The sequence below is a fragment of the Bacillus sp. KNSH39 genome (genome assembly GCF_052656585.1).
Genome location: NZ_JBQXYO010000001.1, coordinates 894,968 through 920,656 on the forward strand (window position 1 = coordinate 894,968; position 25,689 = coordinate 920,656).

A 25,689-nucleotide genomic window follows, 5' to 3' on the forward strand; every position below is an offset into this window, starting at 1 on the left:
CGGAATAAGTATTTTGCCTGAATTGCTAAAGTATATTGGGGAATTCAGACATGAGGAAATCAAACACTTTTGTATTTAGATAAATAATATTTTAATGGATTTATTGAATGTAATGAATGCTGGAGGATAAAACTATGAAACATCTCAGAAAAATCTTCAAACGAATTTTGCTTCTATTGTCTATTTTCATGCTTATTGGTATAGGCATATTATTTGGTACTAGCTATGGCCGAGAGCTTCGCATAACAATGGCTGGGAGTATACTAACTTCTCAGCATCCGCAATATGCGAAATATACATTCCTATCCCAAAAGGAACTAGATAAATTGCAAGATAGAATTAATCATCCGAAATGGTCAAATAGTGATGAGCATATTTATAAAAAAATAGCAGGAAAAAGATTAGAAGAATTTAAAAATCAGCCATTAGAAATTGATGTAGAAACGATTAAAAGTCACAAAGATAGTCGCTTTCTTTTTGAAGGAAATTTAGTTACTATTAGCAATCCCTTCAATGTTAAACTTGTTAGCCATCAAGGAACACAGGGCGCTAACAGAGGAGAAAAAATTAGCGTAATGGCAAAGCGTAATCATGCACTTGTTGCTGTGAATGCAAGTGGATTTGCAGATGAAACAGGAAGGGGTGGAGGAAATGTTGCTACTGGAATTGTAATAGAAAATGGGAAAGTTATTGATACGAATATGGATAGAAATACCCCTACAATTATTACAGGCTTAACAAAGTTTGGACAAATGATAACAGGAAATTATTCTACACAACAACTTTTGGATAAACAAGTCGTTTCAGCAGCAGGATTTATGCCACAGTTAATTGTAAATGGAGAAAAAATGATTACAGAAGGAGACGGTGGTTGGGGTTCTGCTCCGCGAAGTATTATGGCCCAAAAAGAAGATGGTACAATTATGTTTCTAGTCATTGACGGTAGACAGACGCATAGTATAGGGGCTACGTTAAAAGAGTGTCAAGATATTCTATATGAAAAAGGTGCTATAAATGCAATGGCTATGGATGGTGGTTCTTCTGCTACTCTATATTTAGGAGGAAAGGTTATAAATTCACCTTCTACATTATCACATGAAGATCGTTATTTACCTAATGCTTGGGTGGTAACAGCAAACCAAAAACAAAAAATAAAGATGACAATTGATGGGAGAAAAATAGATACCAAAACATCAGATGAATTTGATGCGAACATTTCAACGAATTTATGAATTATTAAAAATAGAACAAATACATGATTTTTATCTCGTTAGTTGGAAAATTGAAATTATTTTTTGAAATTAGAAATTATTATTTCATATTCATGATTTGCACAATATCAAATGAGAGTGATGAGGATTCCAAATTTACGGAATTCTTATCACTCTTTTTTAGTTTTTTGTAAATATGGAACAATATCCTTACTTTCACTGTCTATTAAGCGTTAAAACATTTTTTATTAAATAAATTACGAAAGGAATCATCATTTTTAACTAAGGGAGAAGATTGAATTGAAAAAATTATGGATGCTGCTTTTCGTTTGTTTCGCAGTTTTGTTGGTAGGATGTAATAAAAACGAACCACCAAAACAAGCATTTGAAGAATATATCAATTTATGGAATGATAGAAAATTTGCAAATATGTATGATCATTTATCAGACCATGCCAAAAAATCGATTTCTAAAAAAGAATTCACAGAAAAATATCAAAAAATCTATGAGGGGATTGGAGCTAATAATTTAAAAGTTAAAATGAAAGGAGAGAATACGAAAGATAAAGAGCTTTTTCTTTTTGAAGTTAAGATGGATACGGATGTAGGACCAGTTTCATTCATCCATGAAGCAAAACTTGTGAAAGATAAAGAGTCTTGGGAAATAGATTGGACACCAGACTTCATCTTCCCAGGTATGAAAAAAGATTACAAAGTACGTATGCAAATAGAGCAAGGAAAACGCGGAGAAATATATGATCGAAATGGAAAAGGGCTTGCAACGAATGGTAAAGCGACTGAGGTTGGAATTATTCCAGAGAAACTAGGCGAAACAGCAGCGCAAACGAAAGAAATAGTAGCACAATTACTTGATATGTCTATAGAAGAGGTCGAACAAAAGCTCACAGCGAAATGGATAAAACCAGACTCCTTTGTACCAATTGGCATTTTAAAAGAGGGAACCAGACAGAATGATTATATTGAATTAGAAGGAGTTTCATCTCACCCAGTAAATATTCGTACGTATCCATTAGGTGAAGCAGCGGCACACTTAACTGGATATATAGGAAAGGTGAATGCGGAGGAGTTAAAATCACTTCAAAAACAAGGTTATCAAGCAGATGATTTAGTAGGTAAGACTGGTTTAGAGAAAGTGTTAGAAAATAAATTGCGTGGTGAAAAGGGTGGACGCGTATTTATAGAAGATGAGAAGGGGAAAGAGATTAAAAACGTAGCAAAAAAAGAAGCAAAAGAAGGAGAAAATGTTACGTTAACAATTGATGCTGCAATTCAAGAAAAAATCTTTAATGAGATGAAAACTGAAGCAGGGTCTAGTGCAGCGGTCAATCCTAAAACAGGTGAAACAATCGCACTTGTAAGTAGCCCTGCTTATAATCCAAATATAATAGTTAGAGGAGCATCGAAAGCCCAACGAGAAGCATGGAGTAACGACTCGAAACTACCAATGACGAATCGCTTTACACAAGCATTTGTACCAGGTTCCGTATTTAAAACGATCACAGGTGCAATTGGTTTGGAAACAAACACAATAAATCCGAAGGAAGAATTTAAAATTCAAGGATTGAAGTGGACAAAAGATTCATCTTGGGGAAATTACTATGTAACGCGTGTAAAGGATGCAAGTCCAATTGATTTTGATAAGGCAATGAAGTATTCTGATAATATTTATTTTGCTCAACAAGCTTTGAAAATGGGAAAAGATCAGTATGTAAAGGAATTTAAAAAGTACGGATTTTATGAAAAATTACCAATCGAATACGAATTTCCTATTTCAATCATTGCAAAAGATGGGATAAAAAACGATATTCAACTAGCAGACACGGGCTATGGACAAGGACAAGTATTAATGACGCCACTTCATTTAGCATTAACATATGCACCGATTGTGAATGAAGGGAATATTCCGTCGCCACATCTTTTAAAAGAAGCAAAAGTAGCAGGGAATTGGAAAGAAAATGTGGTTTCTAAAAAGAATCAAGAAATATTAAAGAGTGCATTAATCAAAGTCATTAATGACCTTGATGGTGCAGGGAGAATTGCAAAGGTTGATGGTGTAACGCTTGCTGGTAAAACTGGTACAGCAGAACTGAAAGAGTCGAAAGAAGCAGACGGAAAAGAACTGGGATGGTTCGCAGCTTTCGATGCAAATGCGCCAGACATGATTGTTACAATGATGATTGAAGATGTAAAAGGAAGAGGGGGAAGTAACGTTCCAGGTGAAAAAGTAAAACATGTATTTCAGAAATAATACTTAATTATAAGGTGAATTTTTTGACTACATTTATTACATGTTTGCTTAACTCAAAGATATAAATTGGTGAAAATATAGAGCAATGAAATTTCAAAAAAGCATTCTTTCTAATCGAGAATGCTTTTTTGCTGCGACTCTAGAAAGTTAATACCTTATCTTAATTTTCATTTCTGAAAAGTTGGCATTGCTAATGGTAAATAGAAGAGTATAGCAAGTTGAAATGGACAAGTGGAGTGTTACGTTAAATTCAAAAAACAGATTTTCATGAGTAGAATTTTATCATTGTATGCTTTACTTGTTTTTTAGTAGTATTATTCTGCTTGAAAAAAGATAAACAATGGAACAAATGAAACTTGTATCTTGTCTATATATTGAAACCATAATAAAAGTGAGGGCAGTTTTTATGTTTATTCAAATAAGTTTGAGGTGTGGAAATGGAACAGACGTTTATTGAAAAGTGTAATCATGATGAGCTGGACTATGTTATAAAAGACTATTGGCAAGATGTATGGAATTATTCATTTATTATTACGAAAGATCCACACTTATCAGATGATATCACGCAAGATGTATTTATAAAGGTGTTTAAAAATTGGAATTCATTTCGAAAGGAGTCATCTATTAAAACGTGGATTTTAAAAATCACAAGAAATACGGCAATAAACTATTTGAAATCCTCCTATTTTAAAAGGATATCTTTAATAGGATTTTTTAGTGACGATAAGCAATCCCTGTCAGCAGAACAAGAATTTTTTAACCAAGAAGAGATGAATGAGGTGTGGAAGGTTGTATTAAAACTACCTAAAAAGCACCGTGAAATAATTATATTGGACGCAAAATATGAATTATCATATGAAGAAATGGCTGAAACATTAGGAGTATCCATTGGAACTGTAAAATCGAGATTAAGTAGAGCAAGAAGTAAGGTTTCAAAATTAATAGGGGAGGGTAGTAGTGATGAACAATAAACAAAATCCTGACTGGTATAGAAAAATAAAAAAAGGCCCAATGGAGAATCGTAAAGATGAAGAAGAATTTATTTCTAAAATAAAGCAGTCTATATACGAAAATAATGAAGTGGATTTTGTAAAACATAAAAGACCATTTCATAAAAAAGCATTACCTATTGTAGTTGTTTTAGTTTGTACAATGTTATTTTTCATTGTTCAACAACCTTGGCTTGATGATAATAAATCACCAGTACAAAGTAGTACTCAAATTAAGCCTAAAACAAAAGATGAGTCTGCTCAAGATCCATCATTAAAACAATTTATGAATGAACTATATCAAAGTACGAACTCAAAAAATGAAAATGACTTGTACAAAGCGTTAAATGATGAAGTTCTATTTAAAGGGAAGAGTTATAAAAAGGATGAACTGAAGTTTGATGAAGATATTTTTCATGAGTTGCAAGTCGCCCTTACAATGGGAGGAGAGTTTGGAAATGATACAAAGCAAGTATATAAAGTACCAAGTGGATTGACGGAAAGTAACCAACCAAAGCAAGCACATTTTATATATGCAACTGTTACTGGAAATAAAACAAAAATTTTAGCAGAACCAAAGCGAGAATCACAAGTTTTATATGAAGTATCTAATGAAATGGTAAAAGCTTGGATTCCAGAAAAAGTGCAGAATGATGGATATATAAAAATATCGACAATTAACGGTAATACTGGATATGTACAGAAAGAGTACATTTTAACTGATATTAAATATTCATTTATGTTCGAAAAGAATAATGAAGGTATATGGAAAATAATAAATATAGATTCTATATGGTAAAAGAGGAAGGTTCACTTTAATGAACCTTCCTCTTTGTTTTTATTCTCTTTTTGAAGAGTATTCCAGTACTCTAAAATTTCTGATGTAACGAGAGCGGCAATGTTTTTTTCGGAATTACTGCCAGGAATAACGACAGAAACGGCAATTTGTGGATCTTCAGTAGGAGCATATGCAATGAAAAGAGAATGATTTATCATTCTTTCTTGCTCATTTGGAAAACCTGTAATACCTGTTTTACCTGCGACGTCAAAGGGCAACTTTTTAATTTCCTCTATATTTTGACTCATTCCACCTTGCACGACACTCCAAAAGTTCATCGGGTAACGATTTGAACTTTCTAAAATGGTTTTAAACTTTTTGGTTTCCTTACCATCTTGACCAATAATCGCACTTACGATTTGAGGTTTATATTTATCACCTTTACTTGCCAATGTTGCTGCATATTGAGCGAGTTGAAGAGGAGTATGCACTTCATTTCCTCCCCAAGAGGCATTTAATAAAGCAGAAATCCCATTTTCAAATTTATTAGATGGATGGAATTCATATTGTCCGTCTTCTTCAAAGGGCAAATCAATCCCGGTTTTAGAACGTAGGCCGAATTGCATTAAATAATCTGTCCATATATGTGCCACTTTTTCTATATTTCCATTATTTTGGTTGAATAAGGGCAGAGCTACTTTTGCTGTCATAAATGTGTTAGATGAATTAATGATAGCCTGCCTCGGTGTAATCTCACCTGTTGGTGTTCCAGGTGCATTCGTAATGTTATTTTGATTATCATACTGAAAAGTACCTTTATCTAAATAAGTATCTTCGGGTTGAAAAAGTTTTTCGTTTAATCCAATTAAAATAGTAAGTGGTTTTATAGTAGAAGCCATATTTACATAAGATTCACCATACTTTAATTTTTGAATCGCTTTATTTTGCGAAAGAGATTTAATATTTTCTTTTCTAGAAGATACATGTGTATTTAATATATTTGGATCAAAAACTGTCGAGTTGACCATAGTTAAAATCGCGCCAGTTTTTGCATCGCTCACTACAGCATAACCAGCTTTAGCATCAGGTGTTTTCTTAATTTGCGATCTTAATGCTTCTTCTGCCTTTTGCTGCAACTCAGAGTCTAAAGCTAGCCGTACATCTTTTCCTTTTTGTACTTTTTGAATGTTCCATAAGAACTTTTTATTATTCAATTTAAAAATAAGAGTTTTACCTGGTTTTCCTTTTAAATCATTTTCATATTGCAGCTCAATCCCGCTTTTTCCAACAGCCATATGCTTTGAATTAAGGTCATTTTCTACATACCCAATTACTTGTGAACCAATTTCGTGTTTAGGATAATATCGAATCCATTCATCTTTAATTATTACATTATTGGGTTTGTTTTTGTTTATGAATGCAAGTTCATTCTCAGTTATATCAGAGTATAACGGTATATCATTCATAGTCTGCTTTTTACAAGATTGTTGTAATTGAGATTTTATGTTCTCTGTAGAAATATCATGTTGAAACTCGCTTGAAAATTGATTAAAAAAAGCTAATGTGCTTGATGTATCTTGTTTCGATAGCTTTTCATCATTAGAAGTGCAATATAGAGACTTAGCTTTCTTATTTGTAGCTAGTATTGCACCATTTCGATCAAAAATCTTTCCTCTTTCAGCTGAAGAAGTTGCGATAGTAATTGAAATGAAGTTGATTTTTAATAAAATTAGTAAAATCAAACCTACAATAGAAAGAACCGCAAATAATCTCCATCTTTTTGTATGTAACATATAACCCTCCCTTATGTAGCTTACTTCATCTTATATTTAATTATTTTTTTTGTAAATGTGGAACAACTGTATTGTTTAGGTTGTCTATTAAGTATTACAGCATGAAGAAAGGAATAATCAATATGAAAAGTTACTAGCAAGCCTATGTGTAAAATATAATATGAGTCACATTGCAAGCGACAAAAAACAAGTGAGAAAAAAGGAAGGGAGATTTATCAATTACGCGGCTATACAAAAAGGAATTAATACTTACAAAGATTTAGAAAAAAAGATAAGACACTATTTATAACCGAATAATGGTTTCAAATATATAGGGAACGTTTAAGTATTAGTGAGGAGTTCCGGAAGAATTATATGGAGGATTTATGAAAGAACAAAAAGGAAAGAAACAGAAGACATATATATCTATTCGATTAAATATAATGTTCCTTTGTATATTTGTACTATTCTCAGCTATTATTATGCAGCTAGGAAAAGTACAAATCGTTGAGGGAGAGGCTTATAAGAACCAAGTGGAAAGTAGTCAAAATGCACTAACTAGTATTCCAGTTCCGCGTGGACAAATTTTAGATCGAGAAGGGAAAACAGTCGTTAATAATAAATCTCTTCGCACAATTACGTATACAAGGGTAAAGGGGATTACGAATGAAGATATTTTAAAAACAGCAAATGACTTGGCGAAAGTACTTGAAATGCCTGAACAAGATATAAATAAATTAACAGATATCGATAAAAAAGATTTTTGGATGCAGTTGAATTCGAAACGTGCGGAGACAAAGATTACTAAGAAAGATATAGAAAAGTTTAAAGAAAAGGGTATAGAGGGAAAAGAGTTAGATAAAAAAATAGAAGACTTAAGACGAGGTCGTGTTACAGAGGTAGAATTAGCAGAATTAACAGCACAAGATTTAAAGGTGTTAGCTATTAAAAGTAAAATGAGTTCAGGTTATCAACTAACACCACAAATTATTAAAAAAGATGTAACAGATGAAGAGTATGCGCGGATAAGCGAAAATCTTGGAGATTTTCCAGGAGTAGATGCCACTGTTGATTGGGAACGTAATTATGTAAATGGTAATTTATTTCGTTCTATATTAGGAAATATTACGAGTAGTGAAGAAGGATTACCGAAAGAAAATTTAGATTCTTATTTAGTACGTGGATATAACCGTAATGATCGTGTTGGAAAAAGTTATATTGAACAACGATATGAAGATGTATTACACGGCACAAAAGAAGAAGTGAAAAATATTACTGATAAATCAGGAAACATTGTTAGCACAGAAATAATCTCTAAAGGAAAAAGTGGTAATAGTTTAACATTAACGATTGATATGGAATTACAAAAGAAAGTGGAAGAAAGTATAGAGAAAAACTTGAGAGCTTTTAAGAGTTCAGAGCCACTGCTCGATCGAGCTTTTGTTGTCATGACAAATCCAAATAACGGACAAATTTTATCTATGGCAGGCAAAAAGATTGTAGAAAAAGAAGGGAAAATAGAGGTTGAGGATTTGGCGTTAGGTAACATGACAACTTCGTATGAGCTAGGGTCAGCTGTAAAAGGTGCTACTTTATTAACTGGATATGAGACAGGGGCAATACATCCAGGAGATCAATTTTATGACGCGCCGATGAAATTTAAAGGTACACAAGCTAAAAAATCGTGGAATGTATCCGGATTTGGTAATATTAATGATTTACGAGCTTTACAAGTATCTTCGAATGTATACATGTTCCAGACAGCTTTAAAAATTGCGGGAGTTAATTACGTACCAAATGGCTCATTGGATATTAAACAAGGAGCATTTGATACGATGCGCTATTATTTCAAGCAATTTGGTTTAGGTGTCCCAACAGGTATTGATTTACCGAATGAAATAATTGGACAAACGAGAAAAGTAGATAGTCAACCTGGTTTTTTACTAGATTTTTCTATCGGTCAGTATGATACGTATACGCCGTTGCAATTAGCACAATATATTTCAACGATTGCGAATGGTGGTTATAGAATGCAACCTCAAATTGTACAAGAAATACGAGAACAATCAATAAAAGAAGAGGTTGGCAAAGTTATACGGTCCATAGAGCCTGTCGTATTAAATCGAATTGATATGAAGAAAGAACATATTGATCGGATAAAAGAAGGGTTTAGATGGGTATTCCAAGAAGGTGATGGAACTGGCGTGAAGTATTTCAAAAACGTGCCATATAAACCAGCAGGAAAGACAGGGACAGCCCAAACTGTATATGGTGGAGATGACCCGATTGGCAGAAATGCAAAAGGAGAACGTATGGAATGTTACAACTTAACGTTAATTGGATATGCTCCATATGATAATCCAGAAGTAGCATTTTCTGTAGTAGTTCCATGGCTTCATGATGATAAAAATGGAATTAATTCTATAATTGGAAAGGAAGTTTTAGATGTATACTTTGATTTGAAACAGCAACGTATACATGGTGAATCTACTAGTACAGGTAGTTCTAAGAAAAATTAAGATACTTTTCTCAGGGAAGAGAACCTGTTTGTATAAAGCCATTTATAAGAAAAAATGAAATGTGAAATAAGAGATAGCGGCGATCATAGCTACTATCTCTTATTTTGTTAATAACTCTCATACTAGCTATAAAATTTTTTTCAGTTTATGGAACAAATTTGGTTCGGTGATTGTCTATTATGTGTACGTATAAAAAGGTACTAAAAATTTGGAAGGAATGATGATTTTGAAAAATAAGAGGATGCTAAAAATAGGAATATGCGTTGGTATATTAGGTTTAAGTATTACAAGCCTAGAAGCTTTTACAGGAGGGGCACTGCAAGTTGAAGCGAAAGAAAAGACTGGACAAGTGAAACATAAAAATCAGGCGACGCATAAAGAGTTCTCTCAACTTGAGAAAAAATTTGATGCTCGATTAGGTGTATATGCGATTGATACTGGTACAAATCAAACAATCTCTTATCGATCTAACGAAAGATTTGCCTTCGCATCAACCTACAAGGCTTTAGCAGCAGGAGTATTACTACAGCAAAACTCAATTGATTCATTAAATGAAGTAATCACATATACGAAAGAAGACTTAGTGGATTATTCACCTGTTACAGAGAAACATGTAGATACTGGAATGAAACTAGGAGAAATTGCTGAGGCAGCTGTTCGTTCAAGTGATAATACTGCAGGGAACATTTTATTTAATAAAATAGGAGGACCTAAAGGATATGAAAAAGCGCTTAGGCATATGGGGGATCGGATTACTATGTCTGATCGCTTTGAAACAGAATTAAACGAAGCTATTCCAGGAGACATTCGTGACACTAGTACAGCGAAAGCTATTGCTACGAATCTTAAAGCTTTTACGGTCGGAAATGCACTTCCTGCTGAAAAACGTAAAATTCTTACAGAGTGGATGAAAGGAAATGCTACAGGAGACAAACTTATTCGTGCAGGCGTACCAACTGACTGGGTAGTTGGAGATAAATCAGGTGCTGGCAGTTACGGGACAAGAAATGATATTGCTATCGTTTGGCCTCCAAATAGAGCACCAATTATCATCGCAATTTTATCTAGTAAAGATGAGAAAGAGGCTACCTATGATAATCAACTCATTGCAGAGGCAACGGAAGTTATAGTTAAGGCTCTTAAGTAATAATCTTTCAATTCTTTATGTAATATAATTAAAAATAAAAACTTGGAAAGCGATTCTTTTTAATGTGAAAAGAATCGCTTTTTTTATAAGCATGTAAACTATTTATACCTATGTATTATAAAGATATAATTAATGTAGAAAAGAGGGTGAATAGTTATGGAGAATGACAATCAAGTCTTTTGGAGAACAGATTGTCTTGTTTTGAGAAGGTTTAGTATGGATGACACTAACTACTTTCATTTTTATCGTTCTAATCCAGAAGTGGCTAAATTTCAGTCATGGGTTAATTATCAATATCATGAGGCTAAAACGTTTGTAAATGAACAAGTTAAAAATAATCCTAATCTACCAGGTACTTGGTTCCAGTTCGCAATTGCTTTAACTGAAAATAACAAAATAATTGGAGATTGTGCACTTCACACACTTGTAAATGAACCTCGCATCGTAGAAATCGGATTTACTCTTTCTCCAGAATATCAGGGAAAAGGCTATGCAACTGAAGCTGTTTGTGCCTTATTGAGTTACATATTTCATTCATTAGGAAAACATAAGGTGATTGCATTTTCGGACGTTCGAAATAATAAGTCTATTTCTGTACTAGAACGAGTGGGGATGAGGAGAGAAGGTCATTTATTGCAGAATTACATGCTAAAAGGCCAGTGGATTGATGAATATCAATATTCAATATTGAAGTCTGAATGGAAGGACGCTACATAATTATAAAATTTAGAAACAATGAAGGAACTTATTCATGAAATTGATGAAAATGCCTTTGTCAATGTATATGATGTTGCGGAAGTACAAGGCGGAAACTTTAAAAAGCATGATATCCATTAAGGGTATTAACTAACTTAAATATTTTATACATAGTTGATTATTGAAAAAGATAAAAACCTCACCACATATAGATATACAACTGATATGTACTAAGTTGTATAACTGCAAGGTACATAGAACTAAAACTAAGATATTCATACGAACTCAAAAAGCTGAAATTCCTTAACTTGGGAATTTCGGCTTTAATGTTATATGATAGAGTTACGATTAGAACAGAACCGGGCATGTTTACTTCAACAGAGTGATATAAGTTCTTCAGTTCCTAAAATTAGAAACTTGTACTTGATTATCGTAGTTAAATCGATTTCACTTTAAAAGAGAACCGTTAGATAAAAAGAATAATCTATTGAAATGTTTTTGAGAATTGTAGTATTGATGAAGATTTTAGGAGGGAATATGAGCAAGAAGATTAAAAGAAGTATATTACTTATTGCTACATTAGTAGGTTGTAGTATCTTTTTATTTTTACAGAACAATTTAATAAGTATAACTGAGATTAAAATAACCTCTAGTAAAATACCATCCTCTTTTAAAGGGTATAAAATTCTACAAATTTCAGACTTACACAATAAAAAATTTGGCGATAATCAAGATGTGTTAATTCAAAAAATGAAAAGTATAGACCCAGATATTATTGCAATTACGGGTGATTTAATTGACAGTAAATCATACGATGCAGAAGTTAGTATGCAATTAATACGAGAAATGGTAAAGAAGTATCCTGTATATTTTGTGACAGGAAACCATGAACAATGGTCTGGAAAGTATAACAGTTTAGAAAAAGAGTTGAAGAAATATGGTGTCAATGTTTTAAGGAATGAACATGTAGGCATTCGAAAGGGTGAGCAAGAGATAAACTTGCTAGGTATTGATGATCCAGAGTTTGGTACTGGAAACCGTGATGAAGGAAATATTATAATAGATGAAATTAAAAAAGCAAAAATTGAAATGCAGCCAGATAGATATAATGTATTATTATCCCACAGGCCTGAATTTATAAAGGAATATACGAATGAGCGGTTGGATTTGGTTTTATCGGGACATGCTCATGGAGGGCAAGTTAGATTGCCATTTATCGGAGGATTAGTTGCGCCAAATCAAGGTGTTTTACCTAAATATACAGCGGGTTTATATGTAGAACAAAATACATCAATGGTAGTGAGTAGAGGATTAGGAAATAGTATCATTCCGCAAAGGATTTTGAATAGGCCAGAAATTGTAGTCGTGCAGCTAAATTAAGCTGTACGATTTTTTTTATACAAAAATGAGTAAAGGGGCTTTCTGTATTTTGCAGGAGTAAACATTACAATTTTGTTAAAAATTTTCTACGTTACATAAAGTAACAAAATTTGACCCTCAGTGTTTGTTATAGTGTAAATAATCAAAAAACTTAAAATTTGTCGAGTGAAAATTGTGATAAGTAATTCATATAAAAAACTTAAAGGGGTGTACACATGCATAAAGAATATGAAATTGAAGAATACACGGCGATTGAGGAACAAATCCATTATTATTGTAAATGTTTATTAGTAAGTCATCCTGATCAAATAATAAAGTATTTAGAAAAAAGGTTAGAAAAATATGCAGAAACATTACAATATGCACATTTATATCCTGACACAGTTATTTTACCGTTACAGCAATTAGTTATCGAATATTCTTTAGACGTTGCTAGAATTCGGAAGTATATGAATTTAAAAACGTAAAGTGAAATTTATAGTTTAAATGAAACAGAGTCGACTTTAGGAAATGAAATTCTAATGTCGACTCTGTTTCATTGTTTAATATCGGTGATTGAACATACATACTAATCAACGAAGTTTGACATATAATTAAGCAAGAGTAAAATAAAAGTGAGTACTCACTCATTTTTATTAGAAAAGGAGGATGAAACGTGCAACAACCTTCAATTATTTTACGGACTGTATCAAAAAGTTTTGGAAAAAAAGAAGTGTTACACAATCTTTCATTGCAAGTTGAAAAAGCAGAGATTTTTGGTTTTGTTGGACCTTCTGGATCGGGGAAAACAACGCTCATTAAAATGATTGCAGGTATTAATGAGGCAACGAAAGGTGAAGTGCTTGTTAATAATACTAATATGCCTAATTTAAATGAAATGAAACGAATTGGTTATATGGCCCAGGCGGATGCATTATATGAAGAATTGTCAGCATATGAAAATGCAGATTTTATAGCAACGATGTATGGACTAAAGGGAAAACGTAAAAAGACAAGAATTGCAGAGGTTTTTGAACTTGTACAATTGTCACAGTATATGAAAAAGCAAGTACAACAATTTTCAGGTGGAATGAAAAAACGCTTATCATTAGCAATAGCACTCCTTCACGAACCAGAAATATTAATTTTAGACGAGCCTACAGTGGGGATAGATCCACTTCTTAGAAAAACGATTTGGGAAAAATTTTATGATCTTAAAAAGAAAGGCACAACGATTATTGTAACGACGCACATTATGGATGAAGCTGAATTTTGTGAGCGTCTAGGGTTAATTAGAGAAGGGAAACTAGTTGCGGTTGGAACAACTGAAGAATTGAAAAAACGCGTGTCATCTGGACGGATTGAAGATGTCTTTTTGTTGGAAGAGGTGGTGTCATCATGAGAGTTACTGGTGTAATCATTCGTATTATTCGCCAATTTTTTCGAGATAAGCGTTCGTTAGCGATGATGTTTGGGGCACCAATGTTATTACTTTGGCTATTATCGCTAGTGTTTACACAAAAAGACTATATACCGCAAATTGCTGTTGTTGATATGCCCGCTCAAATAGTAAAAGTGATGAAAAATCAAGAAGCGTCAATTTATGAATACAGTAAAGAAAACGCGATTTTTGAGTTGGAAAAACAAAAGGTAGATGCAGTATTTCGAATAGAGAATGGAAAAATGAAACTTCTGTTGGAAGGTAGTGATTCGTCAAAAAATCGTGCTGTACTTCAAGTATTGCAAAAAAGCACAGAGAAGAATGATGTATCGATTATGAAACCTGAAGTAAATTATTTACATGGCTCTAAAGACTTTACGATGTTTGATGGGCTTGGTCCTGTATTAATTGGTTTCTTTACATTTTTCTTTGTATTTATATTATCAGGTGTATCTTTCGTAAGAGAACGTTTAAGTGGTACGCTAGAAAGGTTATTATCCACCCCAGTAAGAAGATGGGAAATAGTCGCAGGTTATATTATTGGTTTTGGAATCTTTGCCTTTATACAATCCATTATTATCGTAAGTTTTTCCGTTTATATTTTAGATTTATACGTAGCTGGCTCCATATGGCTAACGTTACTTATTACATGTATGCTCTCTTTAACTGCACTAACATTAGGTACGTTTTTATCGGCATACGCAAATAATGAGTTTCAAATGATTCAATTTATACCGCTTGTTATTGTGCCACAAATCTTCTTTTCTGGATTGTTTCCAATGGAATCTATGAACAAGTGGCTACAAATGTTAGGGAAAGTATTTCCACTCACATACGGCGCTGACGCAATGAGACAAGTGATGATTCGGAATCAAGGGTTTACAGAGATTGTATTAGATCTTACTGTATTATTACTTTTTTCACTATTATTTGCAGTAGGAAATGTATTTGCTTTAAAGAAACATCGCAAAATATAATAATGACAAAAAGGAGCTTTATAAATGCAGAAGGATTGGCTGGAGGAATTAATAGCTGCAACTAATACGGATAAACGAAATGAACGTCAAATGCGAATATTAGAGGCGGCTGTTGATATGTTTGGAGAAAAAGGATACGCTTCAACTTCAACAAGTGAAATTGCAAAGCGTGCTGGTGTAGCGGAAGGAACCATCTTCCGCTACTATAAAACAAAAAAAGATTTATTACTAGCGGTCGTAATGCCAACTTTAACTAAGTTCGCTGCACCATTTTTCGTACAAACCTTTGCAAAAGAAATATTTAAATCGGATTATGAATCATACGAAGGACTTTTAAGGGTTGTAATTCATAATAGGTTTAAATTTGCTCAAAAACACTTTCCTATGATAAAAATATTAATTCAAGAGGTGCCATTCCAACCAGAACTGAAAAATGAAATACAGCAATTAGTAGAAACAGAACTGTTTTCACATTTCAAAAAGTTGATTGTGAAATTTCAAGAAGAAGGGGAAATTATTGAGATACCACCATCTTCCGTACTACGTCTTACTTTATCAGCTGTATTAGGTTTATTATTAACACGATTTTTATTATTGCCTGAAGAAAAATGGAATGATGAAGCGGAAATTGAAAATACGATTCAATTTATATTGTATGGATTAACTCCACGATTTTAATCGTTGAAGTGTGAATTACATACATTACTTTTAAGTAAAAATAAATCGCCTTTAAAAAGGCGATTTATTTTCATTATATATTTTTGATAAATAAGTACTTGTTTACTAAAAACATTCTAAATCAGCGTGTTTCTTTGTCTCTTCTTCTAAGACCTAATAATCCTGCTAGTCCTAATAAACCAAGCCAAGCCCAATTATTATTTTTATCACGATTATCATTTAAATCATTTGTTGTATTTACATTTCGAGTTCTTACATCATTATTAACTCTGTCTAAGTTATTGTCATTTACTCGAGTTGAAATATCAGTGTTATTCACTCTATTCATATTATTTCCATCGTATTCAGCTTGCGTAGATGTACCTAAAAACATAATAGATAGTGCTAAAACACTTAAAATAGATGATAATTTCTTTTTCATAACAATCCCTCCTTTCTTAATCATTAATTTCTCCGAAGCATGTGTGTATTATTCATTTCACAATATCTAAACCCTCATTAATAGGGCGCACATTTATAGAAAATAGAGTTGAATGATTGTTAATATATCATTGGATATATATTTCTCATAAAAATAACTGAATCAAACTTTGCTTAAAATGTTAATCTTAGTACAATTTATATTATACGGGCTAGCAATAAGGAGGTAATAAGATGCGACAATTTGCAAAACCTACAATCGTCGTAAGTAAATGTTTAGAATTTGATGCTTGTCGTTATAATGGAGAGATGATTCCAGATGTAACAATACGAAATTTGCAGCCATTTGTTACATTTATACCTGTTTGTCCAGAAGTGGAGATTGGATTGGGGACTCCTCGTGAAACGATACGAATTGTAGAAGAAAATGGTGAGAATAGACTTGTGCAACCGTCGACACGAGAAGATGTAACTGAAAAAATGGAGCAGTTTTCAAATGACTTTTTACAAACGATACCGGATGTGGATGGTTTTATTTTAAAGAATCGTTCACCAAGTTGTGGTACGCGTGATGTGAAAATTTATTCTGGTTTTGAAAAAGCGCCAGCAAAGGGAAAAGGAGCTGGCTTATTTGGCGGAGCAGTAGTAAAAAATTTTTCGCATCTTCCTATTGAAGAGGAAGGTAGATTGTCGAATTTTATTATTAGAGAGCATTTCTTTACAAGGTTATTTACAATCGCATATTACAAAATAATTAAACACAATAAAAATATGAAAGAACTTGTATCGTTTCAGTCGGACAATAAATATTTATTTATGGCATATAATCAGGTGAAACAAAAGGAATTAGGTCGTATAATTGCAAATCAAAAAAATGAAAAGATTGAAGTGGTATTTGAAAACTATGAGAAGACTTTATATGAATTATTTATGCGTGCGCCCCGTTATACATCGAATGTAAATGTATGCGAGCACATTTTTGGATATTTTAAAACAAAGTTAAAAAAACAAGAAAAAGATCATTTTATAGAACTGTTACAAAAGTATGCAGAAAAGAAAATACCACTTAGTAGTTTACTTACAATATTAAAATCATGGGCTATTCGATTTGATGAAAAGTATTTATTAAGACAAACGTATTTCGAACCATACCCTGAAGCATTAGTAGAAATTTCTGATTCGGGAAAAGGTAGAGATTATTAAACAATAAATTACATAATTCGACACAAAATCTCCTATGTTGTTGTAGAACAATGTAGGAATTTTTTTGTGCATTAGTACAGAATCTGTTTTAAAATTAAGTTATGACAGAATTGTAGCAATTGTCTAACTAATATTCTTGTCTTTTAAGTTGTTATGTTTGTAGTAGAAACTCGCACGCTGTCGAAACTCAATATTCGATAAGGGGTGTGTAGCGGAATGGAATTTACTCTAACTCGCGAAAAACAAATGATTAAAGAAATGGTACGTGACTTTGCTGAAAAGGAAATCGCACCGAAAGCTGTATATTATGACAAAACTGCAGAGTTTCCATATGAAACATTTCAAAAAATGGGCGAACTAGGATTATTAGGCATCCCATTCCCAGAAGAGTATGGAGGTTCAGGTGGCGATACGGTATCGTATGCGTTAGCAGTTGAAGAAATTGGTCGCGCTTGTGGTGGCACCGGTTTAAGCTATGCTGCAACAATTTCATTAGGTGCTTCTCCAATTTATTATTTCGGTACAGAAGAACAAAAACAAAAGTATTTAGTTCCAATGGCGTCAGGTAAAACATTAGGTGCCTTCGGATTAACGGAGCCGAATGCTGGATCAGATGCAGGTGGTACTCAAACGAAAGCGGTATTAGATGGTGATGAGTATGTAATCAGTGGTGAGAAGTGTTGGATTACAAACGCAGAGTATGCAAATACAATTATTGTAACCGCTGTCAACGGTATTGAAGAGAATGGTAGAAAACGTATTTCTGCATTTATCGTGCCTACTACGAGTGAAGGATTAACGATTTCAAGTCCTTACGATAAGATGGGTGTTCGCGCTTCTAATACTTGTGAAATCGTACTTGATGGCGTTCGTGTACCGAAAGAAAATATTCTTGGTGATGTAAATAAAGGCTTTAAACAATTTTTATATACACTTGATGGAGGGCGTATTTCAATCGCAGCATTGGCAGTTGGTATTGCGCAATCAGCCTTTGAACGTGCATTACAATATGCGAAAGAACGTCAACAATTTGGAAAGTCAATCTCTAATTTCCAAGCGATTCAATTTAAATTAGCTGATATGGCGACTGAAGTAGAGCTAGCACGCAATTTAGTACATAAAGCAGCTTGGTTAAAAGATAACGATAAACCTTTCGGCAAAGAAGCGGCAATGGCAAAACTATTTGCATCGGAAGCAGCAAGCCGTATTGCGAATCAAGCAGTACAGATTCATGGTGGATATGGTTATATGCGTGAATATGAAGTTGAACGACATATTCGTGATGCGAAACTATTAGAAATTGGTGAAGGAACTTCTGAAATTCAACGTCTCGTAATTGCTAGACATTTAGGATGTAGATAAAAGGGAGGAATCACTATGTTTCAAAAAATATTAATTGCGAATCGCGGGGAAATCGCTGTTCGTATTATGAAAACTTGTCAAAAACTTGGCATTCGCACTGTTGCTATTTATTCTGAAGCAGATGAAAATGCCCTTCATGTGAAAATGGCAAATGAAGCTTACTTAGTAGGTGGACCGCGTGTTCAAGAAAGCTATTTAAACCTTGAAAAAATTATTGAAATAGCTAAGAAGACAAATGCAGAAGCCATTCATCCGGGTTATGGTTTATTATCAGAGAATCCGTCTTTTCCGGTTCGCTGCAAAGAAGAAGGAATCGTATTTATCGGTCCTTCAGAAGAAATCATTACGAAGATGGGAAGTAAAATTGAATCACGTATCGCAATGCAAGCAGCAGATGTCCCAGTAGTCCCAGGTATTACTACAAATATTGAAACTGCTGAAGAAGCAATTGAAATTGCAAAACAAATTGGTTATCCATTAATGCTTAAGGCATCCGCAGGCGGCGGAGGCATTGGTATGCAGTTGATGGAAACTGAGCAAACGCTCACCAAAGCGTTTGAAAGTAATAAAACAAGAGCGCAAAACTTCTTCGGTAACGGAGAAATGTATTTAGAGCGATATATAGCAGATGCGCATCATATTGAAATTCAGCTTTTAGCAGATACACATGGTAACACAGTGTATTTATGGGAGCGTGAATGTTCGGTACAGCGCCGAAATCAAAAAGTAATCGAAGAAGCACCTTCACCATTTTTAGATGAAGGTACACGAAAGGCGATGGGAGAAGTTGCTGTACAAGCTGCCAAAGCACTTGGCTATACAAATGCAGGTACAGTTGAGTTTCTTGTAGATAATCAGAAAAATTTCTATTTCTTAGAAATGAATACGAGATTACAAGTAGAGCATCCAGTGACAGAAGAAATTACGGGATTAGACCTTGTAGAACAGCAACTCCTTATCGCAAGTGGAGAGAAACTATCATTTACTCAGGATGATGTAAAACGTAGTGGTCATGCCATTGAAGCTCGTATTTATGCAGAGGATCCGAAAACATTCTTCCCGTCACCTGGGAAAATTACAGATTTAACATTACCGTCAAATGTACGAATTGATCACTTCTTAGAAAATCATGTAACGATTACACCTTTCTATGATCCAATGATTGCGAAAGTCATTGCACATGGCGAGACTCGTGAAGAAGCAATTTCGAAATTACATGATGCTCTAGAAGAATTAAAAGTAGAAGGTATTAAAACGAACACGCCAATGCTACTGCAAGTTTTGGAAGACGAAGTGTTCAAAGCGGGTATTTATACAACGGGTTTTGTAACGAAACAACTCGTTAAAAAATAAGATCTAACAATATTAAGGGGGAAAAAATGATGACGAAAGTATACGCATCGATGGCAGGAAACGTTTGGAAGATTGTTGTAGGAGTAGGAGATACAGTAGAGGAAGAGCAGGATGTCGTCATTTTAGAATCTATGAAAATGGAAATTCCAATCATTTCAGAAGAAGCCGGCACAGTTATGAAAATTAATGTGCAAGAAGGCGATTTTGTAAATGAAGGAGATGTATTATTAGAAATTGAATAGGGAGATATAGGGGGAAGCGAATTGAAACTACCTAATTTTGCTGTCATTAAAGAAGTAGGACCACGTGATGGTTTACAAAATGAAAAAAAGATTGTTGGCACAAAAGATAAAGTAAAATGGATTCAACTACTTACAGAAGCAGGATTGTCGTATGTTGAAGTTTCCTCATTCGTTCACCCAAAATGGGTCCCAGCATTAGCGGATGCAAATGATGTGTTTTCTGAGCTGAAAAGGGATCCAAATGTTACATATGCTGCGCTTGTTCCGAACCAAAATGGTTTGGAACGAGCTTTTTTGCAAAATGTAGATGAGGTGAATGTTTTTTTATCAGCAAGTGAATCTCATAATAAAAGTAATATTAATAAATCGATTAAAGAAGCGTTAGTTGTAATCGAAGATATAACAAAACAGGCATTATTCGAAGGGAAAAAGGTAAGAGGCTATGTTTCTACTGTATTTGGATGTCCTTATGAAGGGGATATAAGTGTCACAGCAGTTGACGAATTATGTAATCAACTATTTTCATACGGCATTTATGAAGTTTCTCTTGGGGATACAATCGGTGTAGCGAATCCATTACAAGTAGAACAAGTATTAGAACATCTATTAAAGAAGTATGATGCTTCGCAGTTTGCCATGCATTTTCATAATACGTATGGAATGGCTCTAGCAAATGTAGTTAAATCATTAGAATGCGGTATTACAACATTTGATAGTTCTTGTGGTGGACTCGGGGGCTGCCCTTATGCACCAGGAGCATCAGGTAATGTTGCTACTGATGACCTAGTACATATGCTCCATAAATTAGGAGTTCAAACGAATATAGACGAAGAAAAGTTATTGCGAGCTAGTCAATTTATTCAAAGTAAGCTAAATATCCAATTACCGAGTCATGTGTATAGAGCGCTTCAACATAAAACGATAAGTAGGTGAGAAGATGCTACAATTACAAAACATTTCAGTTGATTATGTAACACCTCACGTTGTAAAGATTTCGTTATATCGTGAAAGACAAGCAAACTCATTATCTTTAGCGTTATTAGAAGAGTTACAAAACATATTAACTCAAATAAGTGAAGAGTCCAATACGCGTGTAGTTATTCTAACAGGTGCTGGTGAAAAAGCATTTTGTGCTGGTGCTGATTTAAAAGAACGTGCTGGTATGAATGAGGAACAAGTTCGCCATGCTGTTAGTATGATTCGCACGACTATGGAGATGGTTGAACAATTACCACAGCCAGTTATTGCTGCTATAAATGGAATCGCACTTGGTGGTGGTACGGAATTAAGTTTAGCTTGTGATTTTAGAATTGCTGCTGAATCTGCAAGTCTTGGTCTTACTGAAACGACACTTGCAATTATACCAGGAGCGGGTGGTACACAGCGCTTACCGAGATTAATTGGTGTTGGTAGAGCGAAAGAATTAATTTATACAGGTAGACGTATTTCAGCGCAAGAAGCAAAAGAATATGGTTTAGTAGAATTTGTTGTACCAGCTAATTTACTTGAAGAGAAAGCGATTGAAATAGCAGAGAAAATTGCTAGTAATGGACCTATTGCTGTTCGATTAGCAAAAGAGGCAATTTCAAATGGTATTCAAGTTGATTTACATACCGGATTACAAATGGAAAAACAAGCGTATGAAGGTGTAATCCATACGAAAGATAGATTAGAAGGATTACAAGCATTCAAGGAAAAACGCACACCAACGTATAAGGGGGAGTAAATATGTTAGATCAAAAACAACAATCTAATTCATTTGAAGAACGAGTTGAAACGATTAAACAAGGCGGCGCACCAAAGTATCATGAACAAAATAAAGCAAAAGGAAAATTATTTGTTCGAGATCGTTTAGCGCTTCTATTTGATAATGGCGAATATGTAGAAGATGCATTATTTGCTAACTGTGAACAAACAGGCTTACCTGCGGACGGCGTTGTAACGGCAACGGGTAAAATACATGGTCGTACTGCATGTGTAATGGCCAATGATTCTACTGTAAAAGCTGGATCATGGGGATCACGCACAGTTGAAAAGATTTTACGTATTCAAGAAACAGCTGAAAAACTACGTGTTCCGTTATTTTATTTAGTCGACTCTGCTGGAGCGCGCATTACAGATCAAGTAGAAATGTTCCCAGGGCGCCGTGGTGCAGGAAGAATCTTCTATAATCAAGTGAAATTATCAGGTAAAGTTCCTCAAGTATGCTTATTATTTGGACCTTCTGCAGCTGGTGGTGCCTATATTCCAGCCTTTTGCGACGTTGTAATGATGGTAGAAGGAAATGCATCTATGTATTTAGGATCTCCTCGTATGGCTGAGATGGTTATCGGTGAGAAGGTAACTTTAGAAGAGATGGGCGGAGCTCGTATGCATTGCTCTGTATCAGGATGCGGAGATGTTTTATGCAAGACAGAAGAAGATGCGATTACACAAGCAAGACAATACATTTCATATTTTCCAAATAACTACTTAGAAAAGACTCCATTGGTTACACCTCAAGAACCGAAACAATTCGATAAAACGTTAGAACAAATCATTCCAGAAAATCAAAATGCTCCTTTCAATATGAAAGATCTCATTAATAGAGTTATTGATGAAGGTTCATTCTATGAAGTGAAAAAATTATTTGCTCAAGAGCTAATTACAGGCTTAGCACGTATTGATGGTAAGCCTGTTGGTATTATTGCAAATCAGCCGCGTATGAAGGGCGGCGTATTATTCCATGATTCAGCTGATAAAGCTGCTAAGTTTATTAATTTATGTGATGCATATCATATTCCATTATTATTCCTTGCGGATGTACCAGGATTTATGATTGGAACAAAAGTAGAGCGTGCTGGTATTATTCGCCATGGTGCAAAAATGATTTCTGCAATGAGTGAAGCAACTGTACCGAAGATTTCTATCGTTGTTCGTAAAGCATATGGTGCTGGTTTATATGCGATGGCAGGTCCAGCATTTGAACCAGATTGTTGCCTGGCATTACCGACAGCCTCTATTGCGGTAATGGGTCCAGAAGCTGCGGTTAATGCTGTATATGCAAATAAAATTGCAGCTTTACCAGAAGAAGAGCGTGCTAGCTTCATTGCTGAAAAACGTGAAGAGTATAAGAAAGATATTGATATTTATCATTTAGCATCAGAGATGGTGATTGATGGTATTGTTCATCCAAACAATTTACGTGAAGAATTAAAAGGACGTTTCGAAATGTATATGAGTAAATATCAAGTATTCACGGATCGTAAACATCCTGTATATCCAGTTTAAAAGCCCTATTTAGGGCTTTCTTGCTCAAAAAGTTAAGGAGGGGAAAACATTGAAACAAGCAGTTTGGTTTCCAACAGAAGAGTACAAGGAAAAAACACGTTTATATGGTTGGATGAAATCATTGGGATATGAAGATTATGAAACTTTTTATAATAAATCTATCGAGGAAACAGCTTGGTTTTGGGGAGAGGCAGAAAAGGCAGTAGGCTATCAATGGATGAAACCTTATACAGACGTGTTAGATTTAGAAAATGGTACACCGTTTGCACAGTGGTATAATGGCGGAACATGTAACGTTGTAGAATCAGCTTTATCCCGCTGGCTTGCGGATGAAGAGACGAGAATACAGCCAGCACTTCAGTACGAAGGGGAAAATGGAACTTCAAAATCATTTACATATGAAGAGCTTGACAACTGGGTAAGTCGTGTTGCAAATGGTTTGAAACACGCGGGTATTGAGAAAGGTGACCGTGTAACAATTTATATGCCGATGATTCCAGAAACAGTTGTTGCGATGCTAGCTGTAATGAAAATCGGAGCAATTATTTCACCAATATTCTCAGGCTTTGCGTCTGATGCAGTCATGACACGTGTGCAAGCGGCAGGTTCAAAAATGATTATTACCGCAGATGGATTTTCACGCCGCGGTAAAATTGTTTCTTTAAAAGATGAAGTAGATAAAGCTTGTGAACATTGCCCAACTGTTGAAAAAGTTGTTATCGTTCGTCATGCAGGAAATGATTTTACACCACATAACTATGACTTTTCGTGGAGTACGCTAGAAAAAGAAAAACCATTCATACATGCCGAGGAAATGCAAAGTGATGATCCATTAATGCTCATTTATACATCAGGAACGACTGGTAAGCCGAAAGGAACAGTACACACGCATGCAGGATTTCCTTTGAAAGCAGCTTTTGATGCAGGATTTGGAATGAATATTAAACAAGGTGATCGTGTATTATGGGTAACTGATATGGGCTGGATGATGGGGCCGTTTCTATTATTCGGTTCACTCATTAATGGAGCAACGATGGTTATGTACGAAGGTGTTCCAGACTTCCCAGAAGCAGACCGGTTATGGGAGACAGTTGATAAATATGAGATTACTCATCTAGGTATTTCGCCAACGTTAATCCGAGCATTGATGGCAAAAGGTGATGAGTATGTCAATAAACATTCTTTAAAGAGTTTGGAAGTATTCGCATCAACAGGAGAACCTTGGAATCCTGATCCATGGATGTGGCTGTTTGAAACGGTTGGAAAAGGAAATGTCCCAATCTGTAACTACTCAGGTGGAACTGAAATCTCTGGTGGGATTTTCGGTAATGTTCTTATTAAGCCAATCGCACCGATTAGTTTTAACGCATCTTTACCAGGAATGGCAGCTGTCGTACTGGATGATCAAGGTAAACCCATTCGAGATGAAGTCGGAGAATTATGCTTAGAGAAACCTTGGGTAGGTATGACGAAAAGCTTCTGGGAAGATGATGAACGTTACGTAAACACATATTGGTCGCGTTTTGAAAATAAATGGGTCCACGGTGACTGGGTCATTTACGATGGTGAACAATATATCATCACAGGGCGTTCAGACGATACGTTAAATATTGCAGGTAAACGTATTGGACCTGCTGAATATGAATCTATTCTTGTGAAACATAACGATGTAATCGAAGCTGCTGCAATTGGTGTACCTGACGAAGTAAAAGGTGAAGTTTGTCATTGTTTTGTAGTGTTAAGAGATCATGTAACATTCACAGGAGAATTAAAGAAAGAATTAATGAGTTTAGTAAACTCTCATATTGGAAAAGCGTTGTGTCCTAAAGACATCCACGTTGTAGAAGATTTACCGAAAACACGTAATTCTAAAGTAATGCGCCGTGTTATTAAAGCAGCTTACTTAGGAAAAGAATTAGGTGATTTATCATCGCTTGTAAATCCTGAGGTAGTTCCGTTTATTCAGGGGTTACAGTCTAGTAAATTATAAAGTTAGAAAGGATC

General features: G+C 34.5%; 22 protein-coding genes and 1 pseudogene. 21 read left to right on the forward strand and 2 right to left on the reverse strand.

What is annotated here, in order from left to right:
- Positions 1 to 134: 134 nt before the first annotated feature.
- From ACUL40_RS04415 to ACUL40_RS04430, 4 genes are all read left to right on the forward strand, one after another.
- Positions 135 to 1,232 (forward strand): phosphodiester glycosidase family protein, encoded by a 1,098-nt coding sequence (locus tag ACUL40_RS04415; protein WP_089171040.1) that lies wholly within the window; start codon positions 135 to 137, stop codon positions 1,230 to 1,232.
- Positions 1,233 to 1,511: 279 nt separating this feature from the next.
- A complete protein-coding gene (locus ACUL40_RS04420) occupies positions 1,512 to 3,479 on the forward strand; it encodes a penicillin-binding transpeptidase domain-containing protein (protein WP_078404525.1) in 1,968 nt (655 codons plus the stop codon).
- A gap of 437 nt (positions 3,480 to 3,916) precedes the next feature.
- Complete coding sequence (locus ACUL40_RS04425; RefSeq protein ID WP_000438330.1) at positions 3,917 to 4,450, forward strand: RNA polymerase sigma factor; 534 nt, start codon at positions 3,917 to 3,919, stop codon at positions 4,448 to 4,450.
- Complete coding sequence (locus ACUL40_RS04430) at positions 4,440 to 5,267, forward strand: SH3 domain-containing protein (protein WP_074553476.1); 828 nt, start codon at positions 4,440 to 4,442, stop codon at positions 5,265 to 5,267. The genes ACUL40_RS04425 and ACUL40_RS04430 overlap by 11 nt, the downstream gene beginning before the upstream one ends.
- Before the next feature lie 11 nt (positions 5,268 to 5,278).
- Here ACUL40_RS04430 and ACUL40_RS04435 read toward each other — a convergent pair whose 3' ends face one another.
- On the reverse strand, positions 5,279 to 7,039 hold the full coding sequence (locus ACUL40_RS04435; protein ID WP_135277588.1) for a peptidoglycan D,D-transpeptidase FtsI family protein: 1,761 nt from the start codon (positions 7,037 to 7,039) through the stop codon (positions 5,279 to 5,281).
- Between the two features lie 365 nt (positions 7,040 to 7,404).
- Here ACUL40_RS04435 and ACUL40_RS04440 point away from each other — a divergent pair, with 365 nt between their 5' ends.
- From ACUL40_RS04440 to ACUL40_RS04480, 9 genes and pseudogenes are all read left to right on the forward strand, one after another.
- On the forward strand, positions 7,405 to 9,537 hold the full coding sequence (locus ACUL40_RS04440) for a peptidoglycan D,D-transpeptidase FtsI family protein (protein ID WP_048538865.1): 2,133 nt from the start codon (positions 7,405 to 7,407) through the stop codon (positions 9,535 to 9,537).
- Between the two features lie 220 nt (positions 9,538 to 9,757).
- The gene (gene bla, locus ACUL40_RS04445) at positions 9,758 to 10,684 is read left to right on the forward strand and encodes a class A beta-lactamase Bla1 (protein ID WP_033685397.1); all 927 of its coding nucleotides are present in this window, start codon (positions 9,758 to 9,760) and stop codon (positions 10,682 to 10,684) included.
- Between the two features lie 156 nt (positions 10,685 to 10,840).
- On the forward strand, positions 10,841 to 11,401 hold the full coding sequence (locus tag ACUL40_RS04450; protein ID WP_017656373.1) for a GNAT family N-acetyltransferase: 561 nt from the start codon (positions 10,841 to 10,843) through the stop codon (positions 11,399 to 11,401).
- 18 nt (positions 11,402 to 11,419) lie between these two features.
- Positions 11,420 to 11,521 (forward strand): annotated as a pseudogene (locus ACUL40_RS04455) (DUF2179 domain-containing protein); the annotation flags it as partial.
- A gap of 396 nt (positions 11,522 to 11,917) precedes the next feature.
- Positions 11,918 to 12,760, forward strand: coding sequence for a metallophosphoesterase (locus ACUL40_RS04460; RefSeq protein WP_000037684.1), 843 nt, complete (start codon positions 11,918 to 11,920; stop codon positions 12,758 to 12,760).
- Positions 12,761 to 12,975: 215 nt separating this feature from the next.
- The gene (locus ACUL40_RS04465; RefSeq protein ID WP_000548621.1) at positions 12,976 to 13,227 is read left to right on the forward strand and encodes a hypothetical protein; all 252 of its coding nucleotides are present in this window, start codon (positions 12,976 to 12,978) and stop codon (positions 13,225 to 13,227) included.
- Positions 13,228 to 13,415: 188 nt separating this feature from the next.
- Entirely contained in the window at positions 13,416 to 14,141 is a 726-nt protein-coding gene (locus ACUL40_RS04470; RefSeq protein ID WP_016081571.1) for an ABC transporter ATP-binding protein, read from the forward strand.
- Positions 14,138 to 15,157 carry an ABC transporter permease gene (locus ACUL40_RS04475; RefSeq protein WP_445423012.1) on the forward strand — a complete coding sequence of 340 codons (1,020 nt, stop codon included), beginning with the start codon at positions 14,138 to 14,140 and terminating at the stop codon, positions 15,155 to 15,157. The genes ACUL40_RS04470 and ACUL40_RS04475 overlap by 4 nt, the downstream gene beginning before the upstream one ends.
- Positions 15,158 to 15,181: 24 nt before the next feature.
- Complete coding sequence (locus ACUL40_RS04480) at positions 15,182 to 15,835, forward strand: TetR/AcrR family transcriptional regulator (RefSeq protein ID WP_001168184.1); 654 nt, start codon at positions 15,182 to 15,184, stop codon at positions 15,833 to 15,835.
- 121 nt (positions 15,836 to 15,956) lie between these two features.
- On the opposite strand, the gene ACUL40_RS04485 is transcribed toward ACUL40_RS04480, so the two are convergent.
- Complete coding sequence (locus ACUL40_RS04485) at positions 15,957 to 16,256, reverse strand: WGxxGxxG family protein (RefSeq protein WP_000728157.1); 300 nt, start codon at positions 16,254 to 16,256, stop codon at positions 15,957 to 15,959.
- 233 nt (positions 16,257 to 16,489) lie between these two features.
- On the opposite strand from ACUL40_RS04485, the gene ACUL40_RS04490 reads away from it, so the two are divergent.
- From ACUL40_RS04490 to ACUL40_RS04525, 8 genes are all read left to right on the forward strand, one after another.
- The gene (locus ACUL40_RS04490) at positions 16,490 to 17,458 is read left to right on the forward strand and encodes a YbgA family protein (protein WP_445423011.1); all 969 of its coding nucleotides are present in this window, start codon (positions 16,490 to 16,492) and stop codon (positions 17,456 to 17,458) included.
- A gap of 216 nt (positions 17,459 to 17,674) precedes the next feature.
- Complete coding sequence (locus tag ACUL40_RS04495; RefSeq protein ID WP_000397279.1) at positions 17,675 to 18,820, forward strand: acyl-CoA dehydrogenase; 1,146 nt, start codon at positions 17,675 to 17,677, stop codon at positions 18,818 to 18,820.
- A gap of 15 nt (positions 18,821 to 18,835) precedes the next feature.
- A complete protein-coding gene (locus ACUL40_RS04500) occupies positions 18,836 to 20,173 on the forward strand; it encodes an acetyl-CoA carboxylase biotin carboxylase subunit (RefSeq protein WP_000486749.1) in 1,338 nt (445 codons plus the stop codon).
- A 26-nt stretch (positions 20,174 to 20,199) separates the two neighbouring features.
- Entirely contained in the window at positions 20,200 to 20,415 is a 216-nt protein-coding gene (locus tag ACUL40_RS04505; RefSeq protein WP_001987345.1) for an acetyl-CoA carboxylase biotin carboxyl carrier protein subunit, read from the forward strand.
- A gap of 21 nt (positions 20,416 to 20,436) precedes the next feature.
- Positions 20,437 to 21,348, forward strand: a complete 912-nt coding sequence (mvaB, locus tag ACUL40_RS04510) for a hydroxymethylglutaryl-CoA lyase (protein ID WP_060852121.1) — start codon at positions 20,437 to 20,439, stop codon at positions 21,346 to 21,348.
- Between the two features lie 4 nt (positions 21,349 to 21,352).
- Complete coding sequence (locus tag ACUL40_RS04515; RefSeq protein ID WP_000939818.1) at positions 21,353 to 22,141, forward strand: enoyl-CoA hydratase; 789 nt, start codon at positions 21,353 to 21,355, stop codon at positions 22,139 to 22,141.
- A 2-nt stretch (positions 22,142 to 22,143) separates the two neighbouring features.
- Positions 22,144 to 23,685, forward strand: a complete 1,542-nt coding sequence (locus ACUL40_RS04520) for an acyl-CoA carboxylase subunit beta (protein ID WP_000886744.1) — start codon at positions 22,144 to 22,146, stop codon at positions 23,683 to 23,685.
- Positions 23,686 to 23,734: 49 nt separating this feature from the next.
- Positions 23,735 to 25,675, forward strand: coding sequence for an AMP-binding protein (locus tag ACUL40_RS04525; RefSeq protein ID WP_000806472.1), 1,941 nt, complete (start codon positions 23,735 to 23,737; stop codon positions 25,673 to 25,675).
- Positions 25,676 to 25,689: the final 14 nt, after the last annotated feature.

What these genes read in the sequence shown, in the direction of transcription:
- ACUL40_RS04415 (WP_089171040.1), top strand. Translation starts at nt 135, where the DNA reads ATGAAACATCTCAGAAAAATCTTCAAACGAATTTTGCTTCTATTGTCT.
- ACUL40_RS04425 (WP_000438330.1), top strand. Translation starts at nt 3,917, where the DNA reads ATGGAACAGACGTTTATTGAAAAGTGTAATCATGATGAGCTGGACTAT.
- ACUL40_RS04430 (WP_074553476.1), top strand. Translation starts at nt 4,440, where the DNA reads ATGAACAATAAACAAAATCCTGACTGGTATAGAAAAATAAAAAAAGGC.
- ACUL40_RS04435 (WP_135277588.1), bottom strand. Translation starts at nt 7,039, where the DNA reads ATGTTACATACAAAAAGATGGAGATTATTTGCGGTTCTTTCTATTGTA.
- ACUL40_RS04440 (WP_048538865.1), top strand. Translation starts at nt 7,405, where the DNA reads ATGAAAGAACAAAAAGGAAAGAAACAGAAGACATATATATCTATTCGA.
- bla (WP_033685397.1), top strand. Translation starts at nt 9,758, where the DNA reads ATGATTTTGAAAAATAAGAGGATGCTAAAAATAGGAATATGCGTTGGT.
- ACUL40_RS04450 (WP_017656373.1), top strand. Translation starts at nt 10,841, where the DNA reads ATGGAGAATGACAATCAAGTCTTTTGGAGAACAGATTGTCTTGTTTTG.
- ACUL40_RS04460 (WP_000037684.1), top strand. Translation starts at nt 11,918, where the DNA reads ATGAGCAAGAAGATTAAAAGAAGTATATTACTTATTGCTACATTAGTA.
- ACUL40_RS04465 (WP_000548621.1), top strand. Translation starts at nt 12,976, where the DNA reads ATGCATAAAGAATATGAAATTGAAGAATACACGGCGATTGAGGAACAA.
- ACUL40_RS04475 (WP_445423012.1), top strand. Translation starts at nt 14,138, where the DNA reads ATGAGAGTTACTGGTGTAATCATTCGTATTATTCGCCAATTTTTTCGA.
- ACUL40_RS04480 (WP_001168184.1), top strand. Translation starts at nt 15,182, where the DNA reads ATGCAGAAGGATTGGCTGGAGGAATTAATAGCTGCAACTAATACGGAT.
- ACUL40_RS04485 (WP_000728157.1), bottom strand. Translation starts at nt 16,256, where the DNA reads ATGAAAAAGAAATTATCATCTATTTTAAGTGTTTTAGCACTATCTATT.
- ACUL40_RS04490 (WP_445423011.1), top strand. Translation starts at nt 16,490, where the DNA reads ATGCGACAATTTGCAAAACCTACAATCGTCGTAAGTAAATGTTTAGAA.
- ACUL40_RS04495 (WP_000397279.1), top strand. Translation starts at nt 17,675, where the DNA reads ATGGAATTTACTCTAACTCGCGAAAAACAAATGATTAAAGAAATGGTA.
- ACUL40_RS04500 (WP_000486749.1), top strand. Translation starts at nt 18,836, where the DNA reads ATGTTTCAAAAAATATTAATTGCGAATCGCGGGGAAATCGCTGTTCGT.
- ACUL40_RS04505 (WP_001987345.1), top strand. Translation starts at nt 20,200, where the DNA reads ATGATGACGAAAGTATACGCATCGATGGCAGGAAACGTTTGGAAGATT.
- ACUL40_RS04515 (WP_000939818.1), top strand. Translation starts at nt 21,353, where the DNA reads ATGCTACAATTACAAAACATTTCAGTTGATTATGTAACACCTCACGTT.
- ACUL40_RS04520 (WP_000886744.1), top strand. Translation starts at nt 22,144, where the DNA reads ATGTTAGATCAAAAACAACAATCTAATTCATTTGAAGAACGAGTTGAA.